Source organism: Rheinheimera sp. EpRS3 (assembly GCF_001513785.1).
In the GTDB taxonomy this organism is placed as follows: domain Bacteria; phylum Pseudomonadota; class Gammaproteobacteria; order Enterobacterales; family Alteromonadaceae; genus Alishewanella.
In genome coordinates, this window is the sequence record NZ_LNQS01000002.1 from 1 (window position 1) to 15,527 (window position 15,527).

The 15,527-nt window shown below is 48.0% G+C and carries 11 protein-coding genes, 1 tRNA gene and 1 pseudogene; all 13 read left to right on the plus strand.

Annotated elements, in window-relative coordinates:
• A pseudogene (locus tag AR688_RS19875) lies at nucleotides 1–77 on the plus strand (EF-Tu/IF-2/RF-3 family GTPase); the annotation flags it as partial.
• 157 nt (nucleotides 78–234) lie between these two features.
• Nucleotides 235–311: transfer RNA gene (locus AR688_RS07090), tRNA-Trp, on the plus strand.
• Nucleotides 312–385: 74 nt separating this feature from the next.
• A complete protein-coding gene (gene secE, locus AR688_RS07095; RefSeq protein WP_068231310.1) occupies nucleotides 386–760 on the plus strand; it encodes a preprotein translocase subunit SecE in 375 nt (124 codons plus the stop codon).
• Between the two features lie 15 nt (nucleotides 761–775).
• Nucleotides 776–1,303, plus strand: coding sequence for a transcription termination/antitermination protein NusG (gene nusG / locus AR688_RS07100; RefSeq protein WP_068231313.1), 528 nt, complete (start codon nucleotides 776–778; stop codon nucleotides 1,301–1,303).
• A 120-nt stretch (nucleotides 1,304–1,423) separates the two neighbouring features.
• The gene (gene rplK, locus AR688_RS07105) at nucleotides 1,424–1,852 is read left to right on the plus strand and encodes a 50S ribosomal protein L11 (protein ID WP_068231316.1); all 429 of its coding nucleotides are present in this window, start codon (nucleotides 1,424–1,426) and stop codon (nucleotides 1,850–1,852) included.
• Between the two features lie 3 nt (nucleotides 1,853–1,855).
• Nucleotides 1,856–2,557, plus strand: coding sequence for a 50S ribosomal protein L1 (gene rplA, locus AR688_RS07110; RefSeq protein ID WP_068231319.1), 702 nt, complete (start codon nucleotides 1,856–1,858; stop codon nucleotides 2,555–2,557).
• A 284-nt stretch (nucleotides 2,558–2,841) separates the two neighbouring features.
• Complete coding sequence (gene rplJ / locus AR688_RS07115; RefSeq protein ID WP_068231322.1) at nucleotides 2,842–3,336, plus strand: 50S ribosomal protein L10; 495 nt, start codon at nucleotides 2,842–2,844, stop codon at nucleotides 3,334–3,336.
• Nucleotides 3,337–3,400: 64 nt separating this feature from the next.
• Nucleotides 3,401–3,766 carry a 50S ribosomal protein L7/L12 gene (rplL, locus tag AR688_RS07120; protein ID WP_068231325.1) on the plus strand — a complete coding sequence of 122 codons (366 nt, stop codon included), beginning with the start codon at nucleotides 3,401–3,403 and terminating at the stop codon, nucleotides 3,764–3,766.
• 174 nt (nucleotides 3,767–3,940) lie between these two features.
• Nucleotides 3,941–7,966, plus strand: a complete 4,026-nt coding sequence (rpoB, locus tag AR688_RS07125) for a DNA-directed RNA polymerase subunit beta (RefSeq protein ID WP_068231328.1) — start codon at nucleotides 3,941–3,943, stop codon at nucleotides 7,964–7,966.
• 65 nt (nucleotides 7,967–8,031) lie between these two features.
• Nucleotides 8,032–12,213, plus strand: coding sequence for a DNA-directed RNA polymerase subunit beta' (gene rpoC / locus AR688_RS07130; RefSeq protein ID WP_068231331.1), 4,182 nt, complete (start codon nucleotides 8,032–8,034; stop codon nucleotides 12,211–12,213).
• A 152-nt stretch (nucleotides 12,214–12,365) separates the two neighbouring features.
• On the plus strand, nucleotides 12,366–12,740 hold the full coding sequence (gene rpsL, locus AR688_RS07135; RefSeq protein ID WP_019677787.1) for a 30S ribosomal protein S12: 375 nt from the start codon (nucleotides 12,366–12,368) through the stop codon (nucleotides 12,738–12,740).
• A 90-nt stretch (nucleotides 12,741–12,830) separates the two neighbouring features.
• Entirely contained in the window at nucleotides 12,831–13,301 is a 471-nt protein-coding gene (rpsG, locus tag AR688_RS07140; RefSeq protein ID WP_027672433.1) for a 30S ribosomal protein S7, read from the plus strand.
• 26 nt (nucleotides 13,302–13,327) lie between these two features.
• Nucleotides 13,328–15,430: an elongation factor G gene (gene fusA / locus AR688_RS07145; RefSeq protein ID WP_068231334.1), complete on the plus strand. Its 2,103-nt coding sequence runs from the start codon at nucleotides 13,328–13,330 to the stop codon at nucleotides 15,428–15,430.
• The last annotated feature ends 97 nt before the right edge of the window (nucleotides 15,431–15,527 follow it).

A 15,527-nucleotide genomic window follows, 5' to 3' on the forward strand; every position in this document is an offset into this window, starting at 1 on the left:
ATGAAGGTTTACGCTTCGCTATCCGTGAAGGCGGCCGTACAGTAGGTGCGGGTGTAGTATCAAAAATTCTGGCGTAATAGCTAAGATGTGAAAAGGCCCCGTAAGGGGCTTTTTTATTACATCGAACATTTAAAAATAACGCAATAAGAGACACTAAGCTTGTTTTAGCACGCTAAGACAGTATAATGAGCGGCTATTTGAAAACCCGGCGATAGGTCTGGTTTACAACCTTGTAGGGGCATAGTTCCAATTGGTAGAACAGCGGTCTCCAAAACCGATGGTTGGGGGTTCGAATCCCTCTGCCCCTGCCAATATTTTTCGGCACAGCATAAGCTCTGCCGGTAGTGTGTTGCTATAAGCAAGTCAAGGTGAAGTGAGTCAAAGCATGAACGCAGCAAGTGAAACCCCAAAAAGCGGATTTGATGTAATTAAGTGGTTGCTGGTCTTTGTTATTTTGTCACTGGCAGTAGTGGGTAACTACATATATGAGTTATCTGCATTAGAGCGGGCAATTGCTATCGTAGTGCTGGTAATTATTGCTGGTGTAGTTGCCGGGCAGACGCAAAAAGGTAAAACCTTTATTAACTTCGCTAAAGAAGCACGTACAGAAGTACGTAAAGTGGTCTGGCCAACACGGCAGGAAACCATGCAAACAACGTTAGTTGTATTGGTTGCCACAGTGATAATGGGCCTGCTGCTGTGGGGGCTGGATGCAATTTTATTACGCGTTGTATCATTTTTAACAGGATTGGGGATCTAAGCCATGGCTGGAAAAATGCGTTGGTATGTGGTGCAGGCATTCTCAGGCTTCGAGCAACGGGTTGCTACCTCTCTGCGTGAACATATCAAAATTCATCAGATGGAAGATAAGTTTGGTGAAGTGCTGGTACCTACCGAAGAAGTGATTGAAATGCGTGCCGGGCAGAAGCGTAAGTCTGAGCGCAAGTTCTTCCCTGGCTATGTGCTGGTGCAGATGGAAATGTGCGAAGAAGCCTGGCACTTAGTTAAAAGCGTGCCGCGCGTATTAGGTTTTATCGGTGGTACTTCAGATCGCCCTGCGCCGATTTCTGAAAAAGAAGCCATGACTATCCTGAATCGTTTACAGGATAATATTGACAAGCCGAAGCCGAAAACACTGTTTGAAACCGGCGAAGTGGTGCGTGTTACCGAAGGCCCATTTGCCGATTTCAATGGCGTGGTAGAAGAAGTAGATTACGAAAAAAGCCGCGTAAAAGTATCCGTATTGATCTTCGGCCGTTCTACTCCGGTAGATTTGGAATTTGCCCAGGTCGAAAAAGCCTAAAGATAAAGATTGTAACCGGGCGCTGATTAAAATATAATCTGCGCCCTTTTTAACATTGGGAAGCCGTTTGAGTAAGTGTCCTCGCATTTACAAGGCTACGACCCAGAACAGAGGTGAAACATGGCAAAGAAAGTTACTGCACTTATTAAACTGCAGGTTAAAGCCGGTATGGCTAACCCGTCGCCACCGGTAGGTCCGGCGCTGGGTCAACATGGTGTAAATATCATGGAATTCTGTAAAGGCTTTAACGCCCGTACAGAAAGCCTTGAGAAAGGTATGCCAATCCCGGTAGTAATTACTGTATATAGCGATCGTTCTTTCACGTTCGAAACCCGCACTCCTCCAGCGTCTTTCCTGTTACTGAAAGCAGCTGGTTTAAAAGGTGGTTCAGGTCGTCCTAATACCCAGAAAGTTGGCAAAATCACAGCAGCTCAGGTTGATGAGATTGTTAAGGTCAAGCAGCCAGATTTAACTGCTGCAGATCATGCTGCTGCGGTGCGTACTATTGAAGGTACTGCCCGTTCAATGGGTTTAGTGGTGGAGGGCTAACAGATGGCTAAATTAACTAAACGCGCTAAGTTAATCCGCTCTAAAGTGGATGCAACCCGCGAATACGATATCAACGAAGCAGTTGCTCTGTTAAAAGAATTAACAGCTGGCAAGTTCCTGGAAAGCGTTGATGTTGCTGTAAATCTGGGCATTGATGCCCGTAAATCTGATCAGAACGTGCGTGGTGCTACTGTACTGCCTCACGGTACTGGCCGCACTGTTCGCGTTGCTGTGTTTACTCAGGGCGCTAACGCTGAAGCCGCTAAAGCTGCCGGTGCTGACATTGTCGGCATGGAAGACTTAGCTGAACAGGTTAAGAAAGGCGTAATGGATTTTGACGTAGTTATCGCATCACCAGACGCTATGCGCGTTGTAGGTATGTTAGGTCAGATCTTAGGTCCACGTGGTTTAATGCCTAACCCGAAAACCGGTACTGTTACTCCTAACGTAGCAGAAGCGGTTAAGAACGCTAAAGCGGGTCAGGTACGTTACCGCAACGACAAGAATGGTATTATCCATTCTACTATCGGCAAAATCGATTTCGATGCTGATAAGTTAAAAGAAAACTTAGAAGCCTTACTGATCGCGTTAAAGCGTGCCAAGCCTTCAGTGGCAAAAGGTATCTTCATCAAGAAAGTGACTATTTCTTCTACCCATGGCGCAGGTTTAACTCTGAGCCAGGCGTCATTGAGCGCAGTGGTTTAAGGCGTAGTGCTTTACAGAGCAGCGTGATTATTTTATAATCGCGCGCTCATTTTTAGGGTAGGAGCCGTATTTTTTCGAAAATAACGGCTTCCGTCCAAGACCGTAGGTGTCATAATTTTCTTTTGAAATGAATGACTTAAAATGCACAACCTACGCAGACGGTGCAGGCCCCAGAAGAATTGATTCTTTCTGGTCTCACCGTAAATCGCGCGCTTTATGGCAACATAAAGCGATGTGTAGGCAAACGGGCAATAATGCCCGGATGAACCAGGAGTTAAAAGCCAATGGCTATTAAGCTTGAAGACAAAAAAGCACTTGTTGCTGAAGTCCAGGAAGCTGCCAAAGGTGCTTTATCTGCGGTAGTCGCAGACGCTCGTGGTGTCACTGTAGGCAAAATCACTGCGCTGCGTAAGCAAGCGCGTGAAGCCGGTGTATGGATGAAAGTTGTCCGTAACACGCTGGTTCGCCGTGCAGTAGAAGGCACCGAGTTTGAGTGTCTGAACGATGTATTCGTAGGCCCGACGTTAATTGCGTTCTCTAAAGAGCACCCAGGTGCTGCAGCGCGTATCTTCAAAGATTTCGCTAAAGAGAACAAAGACTTCGAGCTGAAAGGTGCAGCGTTTAATGGCGCCACGGTAAACATTGAGGTGTTAGCATCGTTACCAACATACGACGAAGCTATTGCACGTTTAATGAGCACTATGAAAGAGGCAGCAGCCGGCAAACTTGTACGTACAATTGCCGCGGTTCGCGACCAAAAACAAGAGCAAGCCGCGTAATTTTACGCTTGGTTTGATACAGAGTTTAATTCGGGCCACGGCCCCTAATTTAGGAATCTGAGCAATGTCAGTGACTAAAGATCAAATCTTAGATGCTATCGCAGCAATGTCTGTAATGGATGTAGTTGAGTTAGTAACTGCAATGGAAGAAAAATTCGGTGTGTCTGCAGCTGCTGCTGTAGCTGTTGCTGCAGGTCCTGCTGCTGCTGCTGAAGAGCAAACTGAATTCAACGTAATTCTGGCTGGTATTGGTGCGAACAAAGTTGCTGTTATCAAAGCAGTACGTGGCGCAACCGGTTTAGGTCTGAAAGAAGCGAAAGACCTGGTTGAGAGCGCTCCAGCTCCAATCAAAGAAGGCGTTTCAAAAGCAGAAGCAGAAGCTCTGAAGAAAGAACTTGAAGAAGCTGGTGCATCTGTTGAAGTTAAATAATCCGGCTTATACCGGATTATTCGCCTGAAATTCAGGCCGGGCTGGTGATGAATTAATCACCGGCCTTTTTGCGCTGTGGGACAATGATTTCCCCACCCCTGTTGATACTATGGCTGGTATCAAAGCAACCTGTAACGGGTTGTTGGGAAAAAAATCAGCAAGCTGAGGAACCCCATGACTTACTCTTATTCTGAGAAGAAACGTATCCGTAAGGACTTCGGCAAACGTCCGGAAGTATTGGATGTGCCATACCTGTTGTCGATTCAAATCGAGTCGTTCAGCAAATTTATCGAGCCTGATCCGGAAGGAGGTTACGGTTTAGAAGCCGCATTCCGCTCTGTATTCCCTATTAAAAGCTATTCAGGCAGTGCGGAATTGCAGTACGTCAGCTACCGCATCGGGGAACCCGTATTTGACGTAAAAGAATGTCAAATCCGCGGTGTTACTTACTCAGCGCCTTTACGCGTAAAATTGCGTATGGTGTTATTCGATAAAGAAGCACCAGGCACAATCAAAGATATTCGTGAACAAGAAGTCTACATGGGCGAAATCCCGTTGATGACTGAAAACGGTACCTTTGTTATTAACGGTACTGAGCGCGTTATCGTATCTCAGTTACACCGCAGCCCGGGTGTGTTCTTCGATCACGACCGTGGTAAAACCCACTCATCAGGCAAGGTGTTATATAACGCCCGCGTTATTCCTTACCGTGGTTCCTGGTTAGATTTCGAATTCGATGCCAAAGATAACCTGTTTGTGCGGATTGACCGTCGCCGTAAGTTACCGGCTACCATTCTGCTGCGCGCACTGGAATTCAGCACCGAAGATATTCTGAGCACTTTCTTTGAAAGCACTCAATTTGAAATTAAAGACGGCAAGTTAATGATGGCTGTAGTGGCCAACCGCTTACGCGGTGAAACAGCCGGTTTTGATATCAAAGACAACGATGGCGAAGTCATAGTAGAACAAGGCCGTCGTATTACTGCACGCCACGTGCGTCAGCTGGAAAAAACCGGCATGACCATGATGGAAGTACCACACGAGTATGTGGTAGGCCGTGTGCTGGCAAAAAATTACGCTGACCGTTCAACCGGAGAGATTATTGCCGAGGCGAACGCAGAGCTCACACTGGAGCTGTTAGCAAAACTGGCTAAAGCCGGTTACGAGAGTTTTGAAACTCTATATATCAACGACTTGGATCAGGGCTCTTATGTTTCTGAAACCATTCGTATTGACCCAAGCAGCAACCGTATGGAAGCGCTGGTAGAAATTTATCGTATGATGCGCCCTGGTGAACCACCAACGCGTGATGCGGCTGAAACCTTATTTGAAAATCTGTTCTTCTCGGAAGACCGTTATGATTTATCCACGGTTGGCCGGATGAAATTTAACCGTCGGGTTGACTTTGAAGAAAGCGTCGGTAGCGGCGTGCTGAGCAAAGAAGACATTCTGGCGGTAATGAAAGTATTGATCGACATCCGTAACGGTAAAGGCGAAGTGGACGATATCGACCACTTAGGTAACCGCCGTATCCGTTCTGTTGGCGAAATGGCTGAAAACCAATTCCGTGTTGGCCTGGTACGTGTAGAGCGTGCGGTGAAAGAGCGTCTGTCGCTGGGCGATTTAGATGCGGTAATGCCACAGGATCTGATCAACGCCAAGCCAATTTCAGCTGCGGTGAAAGAGTTCTTTGGCTCAAGTCAGCTGTCACAGTTTATGGATCAGAACAACCCGTTATCAGAAGTAACGCACAAGCGTCGTATTTCTGCTTTAGGCCCGGGCGGTTTAACGCGCGAGCGTGCCGGTTTCGAAGTACGTGACGTACACCCGACGCACTATGGTCGCGTATGTCCAATCGAAACACCTGAAGGTCCGAACATCGGTCTGATTAACTCACTGTCTATGTTTGCTCAGACTAACGAGTATGGCTTCCTTGAAACACCGTACCGTCGTCTGGAAGACGGTGTGGTAACCGACGAAGTCGATTTCCTGTCAGCCATTGAGGAAGGCAACTTCGTTATCGCTCAGGCAAACGCTGAACTGAACGCCGAAAACCGTTTATCAGAAGAATTAGTACCTTGCCGTTACAAGAACGAATTCACCCTGATGCCGGCTGACAAAGTACAGTATATGGATGTTGCACCACAGCAGATCGTATCGGTTGCTGCGGCGTTAATCCCGTTCCTGGAACACGATGATGCTAACCGGGCACTGATGGGCTCGAACATGCAACGTCAGGCCGTACCAACGCTGCGTGCTGATAAGCCGCTGGTAGGTACCGGTATTGAACGCGTGGTAGCGAAAGACTCTGGTGTTACTGTTGTTGCCAAACGTGGTGGTGTGATTGACTACGTTGATGCCAGCCGTATCGTGATCAAGGTAAATGAAGATGAAATGGTCGCCGGTGAAGCCGGTATCGACATCTACAACCTGACTAAATACACCCGTTCTAACCAGAACACCTGTATTAACCAGCGTCCTTGCGTTAACCATGGCGAGCCAATTGAACGTGGCGACGTACTGGCTGACGGCCCGTCTACCGATTTAGGTGAGCTGGCATTAGGTCAAAACCTGCGCGTGGCATTTATGCCGTGGAACGGTTACAACTTCGAAGACTCGATTTTGTTATCAGAGCGTCTGGTACAGGAAGATCGTTTAACCACTATTCACATTCAGGAATTAAGCTGTATCGCCCGCGATACCAAGCTTGGGCCTGAAGAAATCACCGGCGATATTCCAAACGTGGGCGAGTCTGCGCTGAGTAAGCTGGACGAAGCCGGTATCGTTTACATTGGTGCTGAAGTGAAAGGCGGCGACATTCTGGTCGGTAAGGTTACGCCTAAAGGCGAAAGCCAGTTAACGCCGGAAGAAAAACTGTTACGTGCTATCTTCGGTGAGAAAGCGTCAGATGTAAAAGATACCTCGCTGCGGGTACCAAACTCAGTAACAGGCACTGTTATTGACGTACAGGTATTTACCCGTGATGGCGTAGAAAAAGACAAACGCGCGCGTGAAATCGAGGAAATGGAAGTCAAACAGGCTAAGAAAGACCTGAATGAAGAATTCCGTATCCTGGAAGCCGGTATTTTCGATCGTGCCCGTAACCTGCTGGAGCAAAGCGGTGTTGACCGCGCCAAGCTGGATACAATGAAAGGCGATGCGCTGTTTAATCAGAGCTTAAGCGACGAAGACAAGCAAAACGACCTGGAGCAATTGGCAACCCAGTACGAAGAAATTCGTATTGAGTACGATAAGAAGTTCGAAGCCAAGCGCCGTAAGATCATCCAGGGTGATGACTTAGCACCGGGCGTATTGAAAATTGTTAAAGTGTATCTGGCGGTAAAACGCCGTATCCAGCCGGGTGATAAAATGGCCGGCCGTCACGGTAACAAGGGTGTTATCTCTACCATAGTTCCGGTAGAAGATATGCCATATGACGAACACGGCAAGCCGGTTGATATCGTGCTGAACCCGCTGGGCGTACCGTCACGGATGAACATTGGTCAGATTTTGGAAACGCACTTAGGCTTAGCGGCCCGTGGTATCGGCGACAAAATTGATGCCATGATCAAAGAGCACAAAGAAACGGCTGAAATCCGTGACTTCCTGACCAAGGTGTATGCACTGGGTGAATCACGCCAGAACGTGGATATCGAAAGCTTTACCGATGATGAAATTCGTCGTTTAGCGCAAAATCTACGTAAAGGCTTACCTGTTGCAACACCGGTATTCGACGGCGCGAAAGAAAGCGAAATCAAGCAATTGCTTGAGCTGGGTGACTTACCGTCAAGCGGTCAAATCACGCTGTATGATGGCCGTACCGGTAATACCTTCGAGCGTAAGGTTACCGTAGGTTACATGTACATGCTGAAACTGAACCACTTGGTAGACGATAAGATGCACGCGCGTTCTACCGGTTCTTACAGCTTAGTAACGCAACAGCCGCTGGGTGGTAAAGCTCAGTTCGGTGGTCAGCGTTTCGGTGAGATGGAAGTGTGGGCACTGGAAGCATACGGCGCAGCATACACGCTGCAGGAAATGCTTACCGTTAAGTCGGACGACGTTAACGGCCGTACCAAGATGTATAAAAACATCGTTGACGGTGACCACAGAATGGAACCTGGCATGCCAGAATCTTTCAACGTATTGATGAAAGAGATCCGTTCGCTCGGTATTAACATCGAATTGGAAGAGGAATAAACCGACGTTAAGTTGGGGGGCAGTTCGCTGCCCCATTCCGGTTTACCTCTTACAGGAGAGCTAAGGTGAAAGACTTATTAAAGTTTCTGAAACAACAAACTAAAACCGAAGAGTTTGATGTTATCCGTATCGGTTTATCTTCGCCGGACATGATCCGTTCATGGTCCTTTGGTGAAGTGAAAAAGCCAGAAACGATCAACTACCGTACCTTTAAACCCGAGCGTGATGGTTTATTCTGCGCCCGTATTTTTGGCCCGGTAAAAGATTACGAGTGTTTGTGCGGTAAGTACAAGCGCTTAAAGCACCGTGGTGTGATCTGTGAAAAATGTGGCGTTGAAGTTACCTTAACCAAGGTACGCCGCGAGCGCATGGGCCATATTGAACTGGCCAGCCCGACAGCACACATTTGGTTCTTAAAATCACTGCCAAGCCGTATTGGTTTGCTGCTGGATATGACCCTGCGTGATATCGAGCGCGTGCTGTACTTTGAAAGCTATGTGGTCACTGAACCAGGTATGACGTCGTTAGAGCGCCGTCAGATGCTGACCGAAGAAGAATACCTCGACGTGCTGGAAGAGCATGGCGATGAGTTTGAAGCCAAAATGGGTGCCGAAGCAATTCTGGACATCTTAAAAGGCATTGAGCTGGCAACAGAAATCAAGCAAATGCGTGAAGAGCTGCCAACTATCAACTCTGAAACCAAGCGCAAGAAAATCAGCAAGCGTCTGAAACTGATGGAAGCCTTCCACACTTCTGGCAACAAGCCAGAGTGGATGATTATGACAGTACTGCCCGTATTGCCGCCGGATTTACGTCCGCTGGTCCCACTGGACGGTGGCCGCTTTGCAACCTCAGACTTGAACGACTTATACCGTCGCGTGATCAACCGTAACAACCGTCTGAAGCGCCTGTTAGATTTGTCTGCACCTGATATTATCGTACGTAACGAAAAACGTATGTTACAGGAAGCGGTAGATGCGTTATTAGATAACGGCCGTCGTGGTCGTGCTATTACCGGTTCTAACAAGCGCCCGCTGAAATCTTTGGCCGATATGATCAAAGGTAAACAAGGTCGTTTCCGTCAGAACCTGTTAGGTAAGCGCGTTGACTACTCAGGCCGTTCGGTAATTACCGTAGGTCCGACGTTACGTCTGCATCAGTGCGGTTTACCAAAGAAAATGGCGTTAGAGTTATTCAAGCCATTTATCTACGGCAAGTTAGAAGCCCGCGGTTTAGCCACTACTATTAAAGCGGCTAAAAAGATGGTTGAGCGCGAAGAAGGCGCAGTATGGGACGTGCTGGACGAAGTGATCCGCGAACACCCGGTACTGTTAAACCGTGCACCAACGCTGCACCGTTTAGGTATTCAGGCGTTTGAACCGGTACTGATCGAAGGTAAAGCCATTCAGTTACACCCACTGGTGTGTGCTGCTTATAACGCCGACTTCGACGGTGACCAAATGGCCGTTCACGTACCGTTGACGATTGAAGCGCAGTTAGAAGCCCGTGCGCTGATGATGTCAACTAACAACGTACTGTCACCTGCTAACGGCGAGCCTATCATCGTTCCTTCACAGGACGTTGTGTTAGGTTTGTATTACATGACGCGTGAGGCGATTAACGCCAAAGGCGAAGGCATGATGTTCAAGAGTGCGAAAGAAGCTGAAAAAGCCTTCCGTGCTGACTGTGCCAGCCTGCATGCCAAAGTAAAAGTGCGTATTACCGAAGTGGAATTTGCCGAAGATGGCAGCCGTACTGAAACCACAGCAGTACGTGACACCACTGTTGGTCGTGCCATTCTGTATTCTATCCTGCCGGAAGGCTTAGCCTTTGATTCGATCAACCAGGCTATGGGTAAGAAACAGATTTCACGCTTATTAAACGGTGCTTACCGTCGTATCGGTCTGAAAAAGACCGTTATTCTGGCCGACCAAATCATGTATACCGGTTTCCATTACGCTATGTTATCAGGCGTATCGGTGGGTATTAACGATATGGTTATTCCGGATGCAAAAACTGAAATCATCGACGCGGCAGAAGCCGAAGTTGCTGAAATTCAGGACCAGTTCCAACAAGGTCTGGTTACTGCCGGTGAAAAGTACAACAAAGTTATCGATATCTGGTCAACAGCAAATGAAGTGTTGTCCAAAGCGATGATGGACAATCTGTCAAAAGAAAACGTGGTTGACCGCGACGGTAATACCGTACAGCAGCAGTCGTTCAACTCGGTATACATGATGGCCGACTCCGGCGCCCGGGGTTCACCGGCGCAGATCCGTCAGCTGGCAGCAATGCGTGGTCTGATGGCGAAACCGGATGGTTCTATCATCGAAACGCCAATCACGGCGAACTTCCGCGAAGGCTTAAGTGTATTACAGTACTTCATCTCTACCCACGGTGCGCGTAAAGGCTTGGCCGATACCGCTCTGAAAACAGCTAACTCCGGTTATCTGACCCGTCGTCTGGTAGACGTTGCACAAGACTTAGTGGTTACTGAGCGGGACTGTGGTTCTGATCAGGGCATTATCATGAAGCCGCTGATTGAAGGTGGTGACGTGGTAGAAGGTCTGCGCGAGCGCGTACTGGGCCGGGTAGTTATTGGTGATGTGGTATCACCAACAACAGGTGCAGTGCTGGTAGCCGATGGCACCATGCTGGATGAGCAATTGTGTGATGCCTTAGAGCAAAACTCAATTGACGAAGTACACGTACGTTCAGTAATTACCTGTAAAACTGACTTTGGTGTTTGTGCCAAATGTTATGGCCGTGATTTAGCACGTGGTCACCTGATCAACGCCGGTGAAGCAGTGGGTGTTATCGCTGCTCAGTCAATCGGTGAGCCGGGCACACAGCTGACGATGCGTACTTTCCACATCGGTGGTGCGGCATCACGGGCGTCAGCAGAGAACAGCGTACAGGTGAAAACTGCCGGTACGTTAAAACTGCAAAATGCCAAGTTTGTACGTAATGCGGATAACAAGATTGTTATTACTTCACGTTCTGCTGAAGTGACTGTGTTTGACGAATTAGGTCGTGAGAAAGAGCGTTATAAGCTGCCGTATGGTTCTATCCTGACGACAGACGACAATGCCAAGATCACTGCTGGTCAAATTGTGGCGAACTGGGATCCGCATTCACATCCAATTATTGTTGAGCGCGGTGCCAAGGTTAACCACAGCGATGTGGATGACACTAACACTGAAGTACAACAGGATGAGCTGACCGGCTTAACCCGTACCGTGGTGAAAGATTTGGCCAAGGCTAATGCTAAAGAGCCAAAACTTATTCTGACCATGGACGACGGTGCGCTGCAGGAAATCCGTTTACCAAGCTTTACCACTATCGAAGTAACTGATGGTGCTACGGTGAAAGCCGGTGAAGTATTGGCACGTATTCCGCAGGAAAGCTCGAAAACCCGCGACATCACCGGTGGTCTGCCGCGCGTTGCTGACTTATTCGAAGCGCGTAAGCCAAAAGATCCGGCCATTCTGGCGGAAATCTCTGGTGTTATCAGCTTCGGTAAAGAAACGAAAGGCAAGCGTCGTCTGTTAATCACACCAGATCAGGGCGATGTGCATGAAGAAATGATCCCGAAATGGCGTCAGGTTAATGTGTTCGAAGGTGAGCGCATTGAAAAGGGCGAAGTTATTTCTGAAGGCCCGGAGTCTGCACACGATATCCTGCGTTTACGTGGTGTCCACCATGTGGCCAGTTACATTGTGAACGAAGTACAGGACGTTTATCGTCTGCAGGGCGTTAAGATCAACGATAAGCACATCGAAACTATTATCCGTCAGATGTTGCGTAAGTGCTTAATTACCAGCCCGGGTGACAGCGAGTTCCTCGAAGGCGAAATGGCTGAAGTCGCCCGCGTCAATATCGCTAACCGCGAATTGGAAGCGGCCGGTAAAATGCCTGCGCAGTACGAGCGTTCATTACTGGGTATTACCAAAGCGTCACTGTCGACTGACTCGTTCATTTCGGCGGCGTCGTTCCAGGAGACCACACGCGTTCTGACTGAAGCCGCTGTAGGCGGTAAGATTGACGAACTGCGCGGTCTGAAAGAAAACGTAATTGTTGGCCGTTTGATCCCGGCAGGTACCGGTTTTGCGTATCACCAAAACCGTGCTCGTCTGCGTCAACGCGGTGGCAATAACGAAGTTGTTGAACCGGCAATGAGTGCAGAAACGGCAGAGCAAGCCTTGTCTGACGCTTTGAACATGGATTTGTCAGGTAACGACGACTAAAAGCAGGGAAACAGGGCTGATTGCTGGCTAAATTAGCAGCAATTGGCTTTGTTCCTTGACAGGTCAAAGCTTGACCATTAGAATTCCGCGACCCTGATTTTGGGGTGCGGAATTTTCACGTTTATTGGGTATATATTAACCAGGAGTATTTAATGGCAACAATCAACCAGCTAGTGCGTAAGCCGCGCAGCCAGAAGGTAGCCAAGAGCACCGTTCCGGCGCTTGAAGCTTGCCCGCAGAAGCGTGGTGTTTGTACCCGTGTATACACCACTACACCTAAGAAGCCAAACTCAGCATTACGTAAAGTATGCCGTGTTCGTTTAACTAACGGATTCGAAGTTTCTTCTTACATTGGTGGTGAAGGCCATAACCTGCAAGAGCACAGTGTTGTGCTTATTCGCGGTGGCCGGGTAAAAGACCTGCCAGGTGTGCGTTACCACACCGTACGCGGCACATTAGACTGTGCTGGCGTTAAAGATCGTAAACAAGCCCGTTCTAAGTACGGTGCGAAACGGCCTAAGAAATAACGGTACTCCGTTAGTAAGGCCAAACTAAACAACTTTTTTTCTTTAATGTATTAAAAGTTTTGGAATCACCTGAAGCAATCGGAGTTACGAATGCCAAGAAGACGCGTCATAGGTCAACGTAAAATTCTTCCAGATCCTAAGTTCGGAAGTGAATTACTTGCCAAGTTTGTAAACGTCGTTATGGTCGACGGTAAAAAATCTACAGCCGAATCAATTGTATACGGCGCATTAGAGTTAGCTGCTACCAAGTCTAAGAAAGAACATTTAGACATATTTGAAGTAGCACTGGACAACATTCGTCCAACGGTCGAAGTTAAATCACGCCGCGTAGGTGGTTCTACCTACCAGGTACCATGTGAAGTTCGTCCTGTACGTCGTAATGCTCTGGCAATGCGTTGGTTGGTTGAAGCTGCCCGTAAACGTGGTGAAAAATCAATGGCTCAGCGTTTAGCTGGTGAAATGCTGGACGCCGTTGACAATAAAGGTTCTGCAGTGAAGAAACGTGAAGACGTGCACCGTATGGCCGAAGCTAACAAAGCGTTCGCCCATTTCCGTTGGTAAGCACGTCTTAACAAGAGGATATTATTGTGGCACGTACAACCCCAATAGAACGCTACCGTAACATTGGTATCTGTGCTCACGTAGATGCGGGTAAAACCACAACTACTGAGCGGGTGCTGTTCTATACTGGTCTGTCGCATAAGATCGGTGAAGTCCATGATGGCGCAGCCACCATGGACTGGATGGAGCAGGAGCAGGAGCGTGGTATTACTATCACCTCAGCTGCGACTACTACGTTTTGGGCAGGTATGAACGCTCAATTTGAGCAGCATCGTGTAAACATCATCGATACACCGGGCCACGTTGACTTCACAATTGAAGTTGAACGTTCGCTTCGTGTATTGGATGGCGCTGTAGTTGTGCTGTGTGGCTCCTCAGGAGTTCAACCGCAAACGGAAACAGTTTGGCGTCAGGCCAATAAGTATGAAGTGCCGCGGTTGATCTTCGTTAATAAAATGGACCGCACTGGTGCCAACTTCTTACGCGTTGTTAAGCAGGCACAGACACGTCTGAACAGTACTATCGTACCAATTCAGTTACCCATCGGGGCTGAAGACGATTTCGCTGGTGTAGTCGACCTGATTAAGATGAAAGCCATAAACTGGAATATGGAAGACCAGGGTATGACGTTCACTTATGAAGAGATCCCTGCCGACATGTTAGAAGAGTGTCAGCAATGGCGTCTTAACCTGATTGAGGCCGCGGCAGAAGCCAGCGAAGACATGATGGAGCGCTATTTAGAGGGTGACGAGTTCACTGAAGATGAAATTAAAGCTGCACTGCGCACATTAACGTTGCGTAATGATGCAGTTTTGGTTCTGTGTGGCTCTGCTTTTAAAAATAAAGGTGTTCAGGCTGTTTTGGATGCAGTAATTGAGTACTTACCTTCTCCTACAGAAGTTAAGGCTATTACCGGTATCAACGAAGACGAGTCTGAAGGCGAGCGTCACTCGAGTGACGACGAGCCCTTCGCAGCACTGGCGTTTAAAATTGCTACTGACCCTTTTGTGGGTACGCTAACGTTTTTCCGTGTGTATTCCGGTGTTATCAACACAGGTGACACGGTTTACAACCCGGTAAAAATGAAGAAAGAGCGTATTGGTCGTGTCGTGCAAATGCATGCCAACAACCGTCAGGAAATTAAAGAAGTACGTGCCGGCGACATCGCTGCCGGTATCGGTTTCAAAGACGTAACAACAGGTGATACCTTGTGTTCACCCGATCATATTATCACTCTGGAGCGGATGGAGTTCCCGGAGCCGGTAATATCTGTTGCGGTGGAACCGAAAACCAAAGCTGACCAGGAAAAGATGGGTATCGCGCTGGGTAAACTGGCTGCTGAAGATCCTTCTTTCCGTGTACATACTGACGAAGAAACCGGCCAGACGATTATTTCTGGTATGGGTGAATTGCACCTGGACATCATTGTTGACCGTATGCGTCGTGAGTTCAAGGTAGAAGCAAACGTGGGTAAACCACAGGTTTCTTACCGTGAAACACTGCGTGGTGCCACTGAAGTTGAAGGTAAGTTCGTACGTCAGTCTGGTGGTCGTGGTCAGTTTGGTCACTGTTGGCTGAAAATTGAGCCGCAGGAAGAAGGTGCCGGTTATACGTTTGTGAATGCTGTAGTGGGTGGTGTTATTCCAAAAGAATATATTCCTGCTATTGATAAAGGTATTCAGGAACAAATGAAGAACGGCGTTCTTGCTGGCTACCCGGTAATTGACGTTAAAGTTACTGTGTTTGACGGTTCGTACCACGATGTTGACTCAAACGAAATGGCGTTTAAAATCGCTGCTTCAATGGGCTTCAAAAAGGGTGCACTGCAAGCCAAGCCGGTTATCCTTGAGCCAATTATGAAAGTTGAGGTGGTCACACCGGAAGACTTCATGGGTGATATTGTTGGTGACTTAAACCGTCGTCGCGGTATTATCAACGGCATGGAAGATGCACCTGGTGGTATCAAAATCGTTGATGCGCATGTGCCGCTATCTGAAATGTTTGGTTATGCAACCAACATGCGTTCGTTAAGTCAGGGTCGCGCTTCATACTCAATGGAACCATTGAAGTATGCTGAAGCTCCTAACAACGTGACAGAAGCAATTATCGCTGCGCGTAAAGCATATTAATAACTTAGTTTGGCCTGCAAAGCAGGCCGCAATTAAATAAAGAAGGGTCTATTCATGGCTAAGGCTAAATTTGAACGTAATAAACCGCACGTAAACG

Coding starts and splice junctions, on each gene's coding strand:
- rpoB (WP_068231328.1), top strand. CDS start 3,941: ATGACTTACTCTTATTCTGAGAAGAAACGTATCCGTAAGGACTTCGGC.
- nusG (WP_068231313.1), top strand. CDS start 776: ATGCGTTGGTATGTGGTGCAGGCATTCTCAGGCTTCGAGCAACGGGTT.
- secE (WP_068231310.1), top strand. CDS start 386: ATGAACGCAGCAAGTGAAACCCCAAAAAGCGGATTTGATGTAATTAAG.
- rplA (WP_068231319.1), top strand. CDS start 1,856: ATGGCTAAATTAACTAAACGCGCTAAGTTAATCCGCTCTAAAGTGGAT.
- rplK (WP_068231316.1), top strand. CDS start 1,424: ATGGCAAAGAAAGTTACTGCACTTATTAAACTGCAGGTTAAAGCCGGT.
- rplL (WP_068231325.1), top strand. CDS start 3,401: ATGTCAGTGACTAAAGATCAAATCTTAGATGCTATCGCAGCAATGTCT.
- rpsG (WP_027672433.1), top strand. CDS start 12,831: ATGCCAAGAAGACGCGTCATAGGTCAACGTAAAATTCTTCCAGATCCT.
- rpsL (WP_019677787.1), top strand. CDS start 12,366: ATGGCAACAATCAACCAGCTAGTGCGTAAGCCGCGCAGCCAGAAGGTA.
- rplJ (WP_068231322.1), top strand. CDS start 2,842: ATGGCTATTAAGCTTGAAGACAAAAAAGCACTTGTTGCTGAAGTCCAG.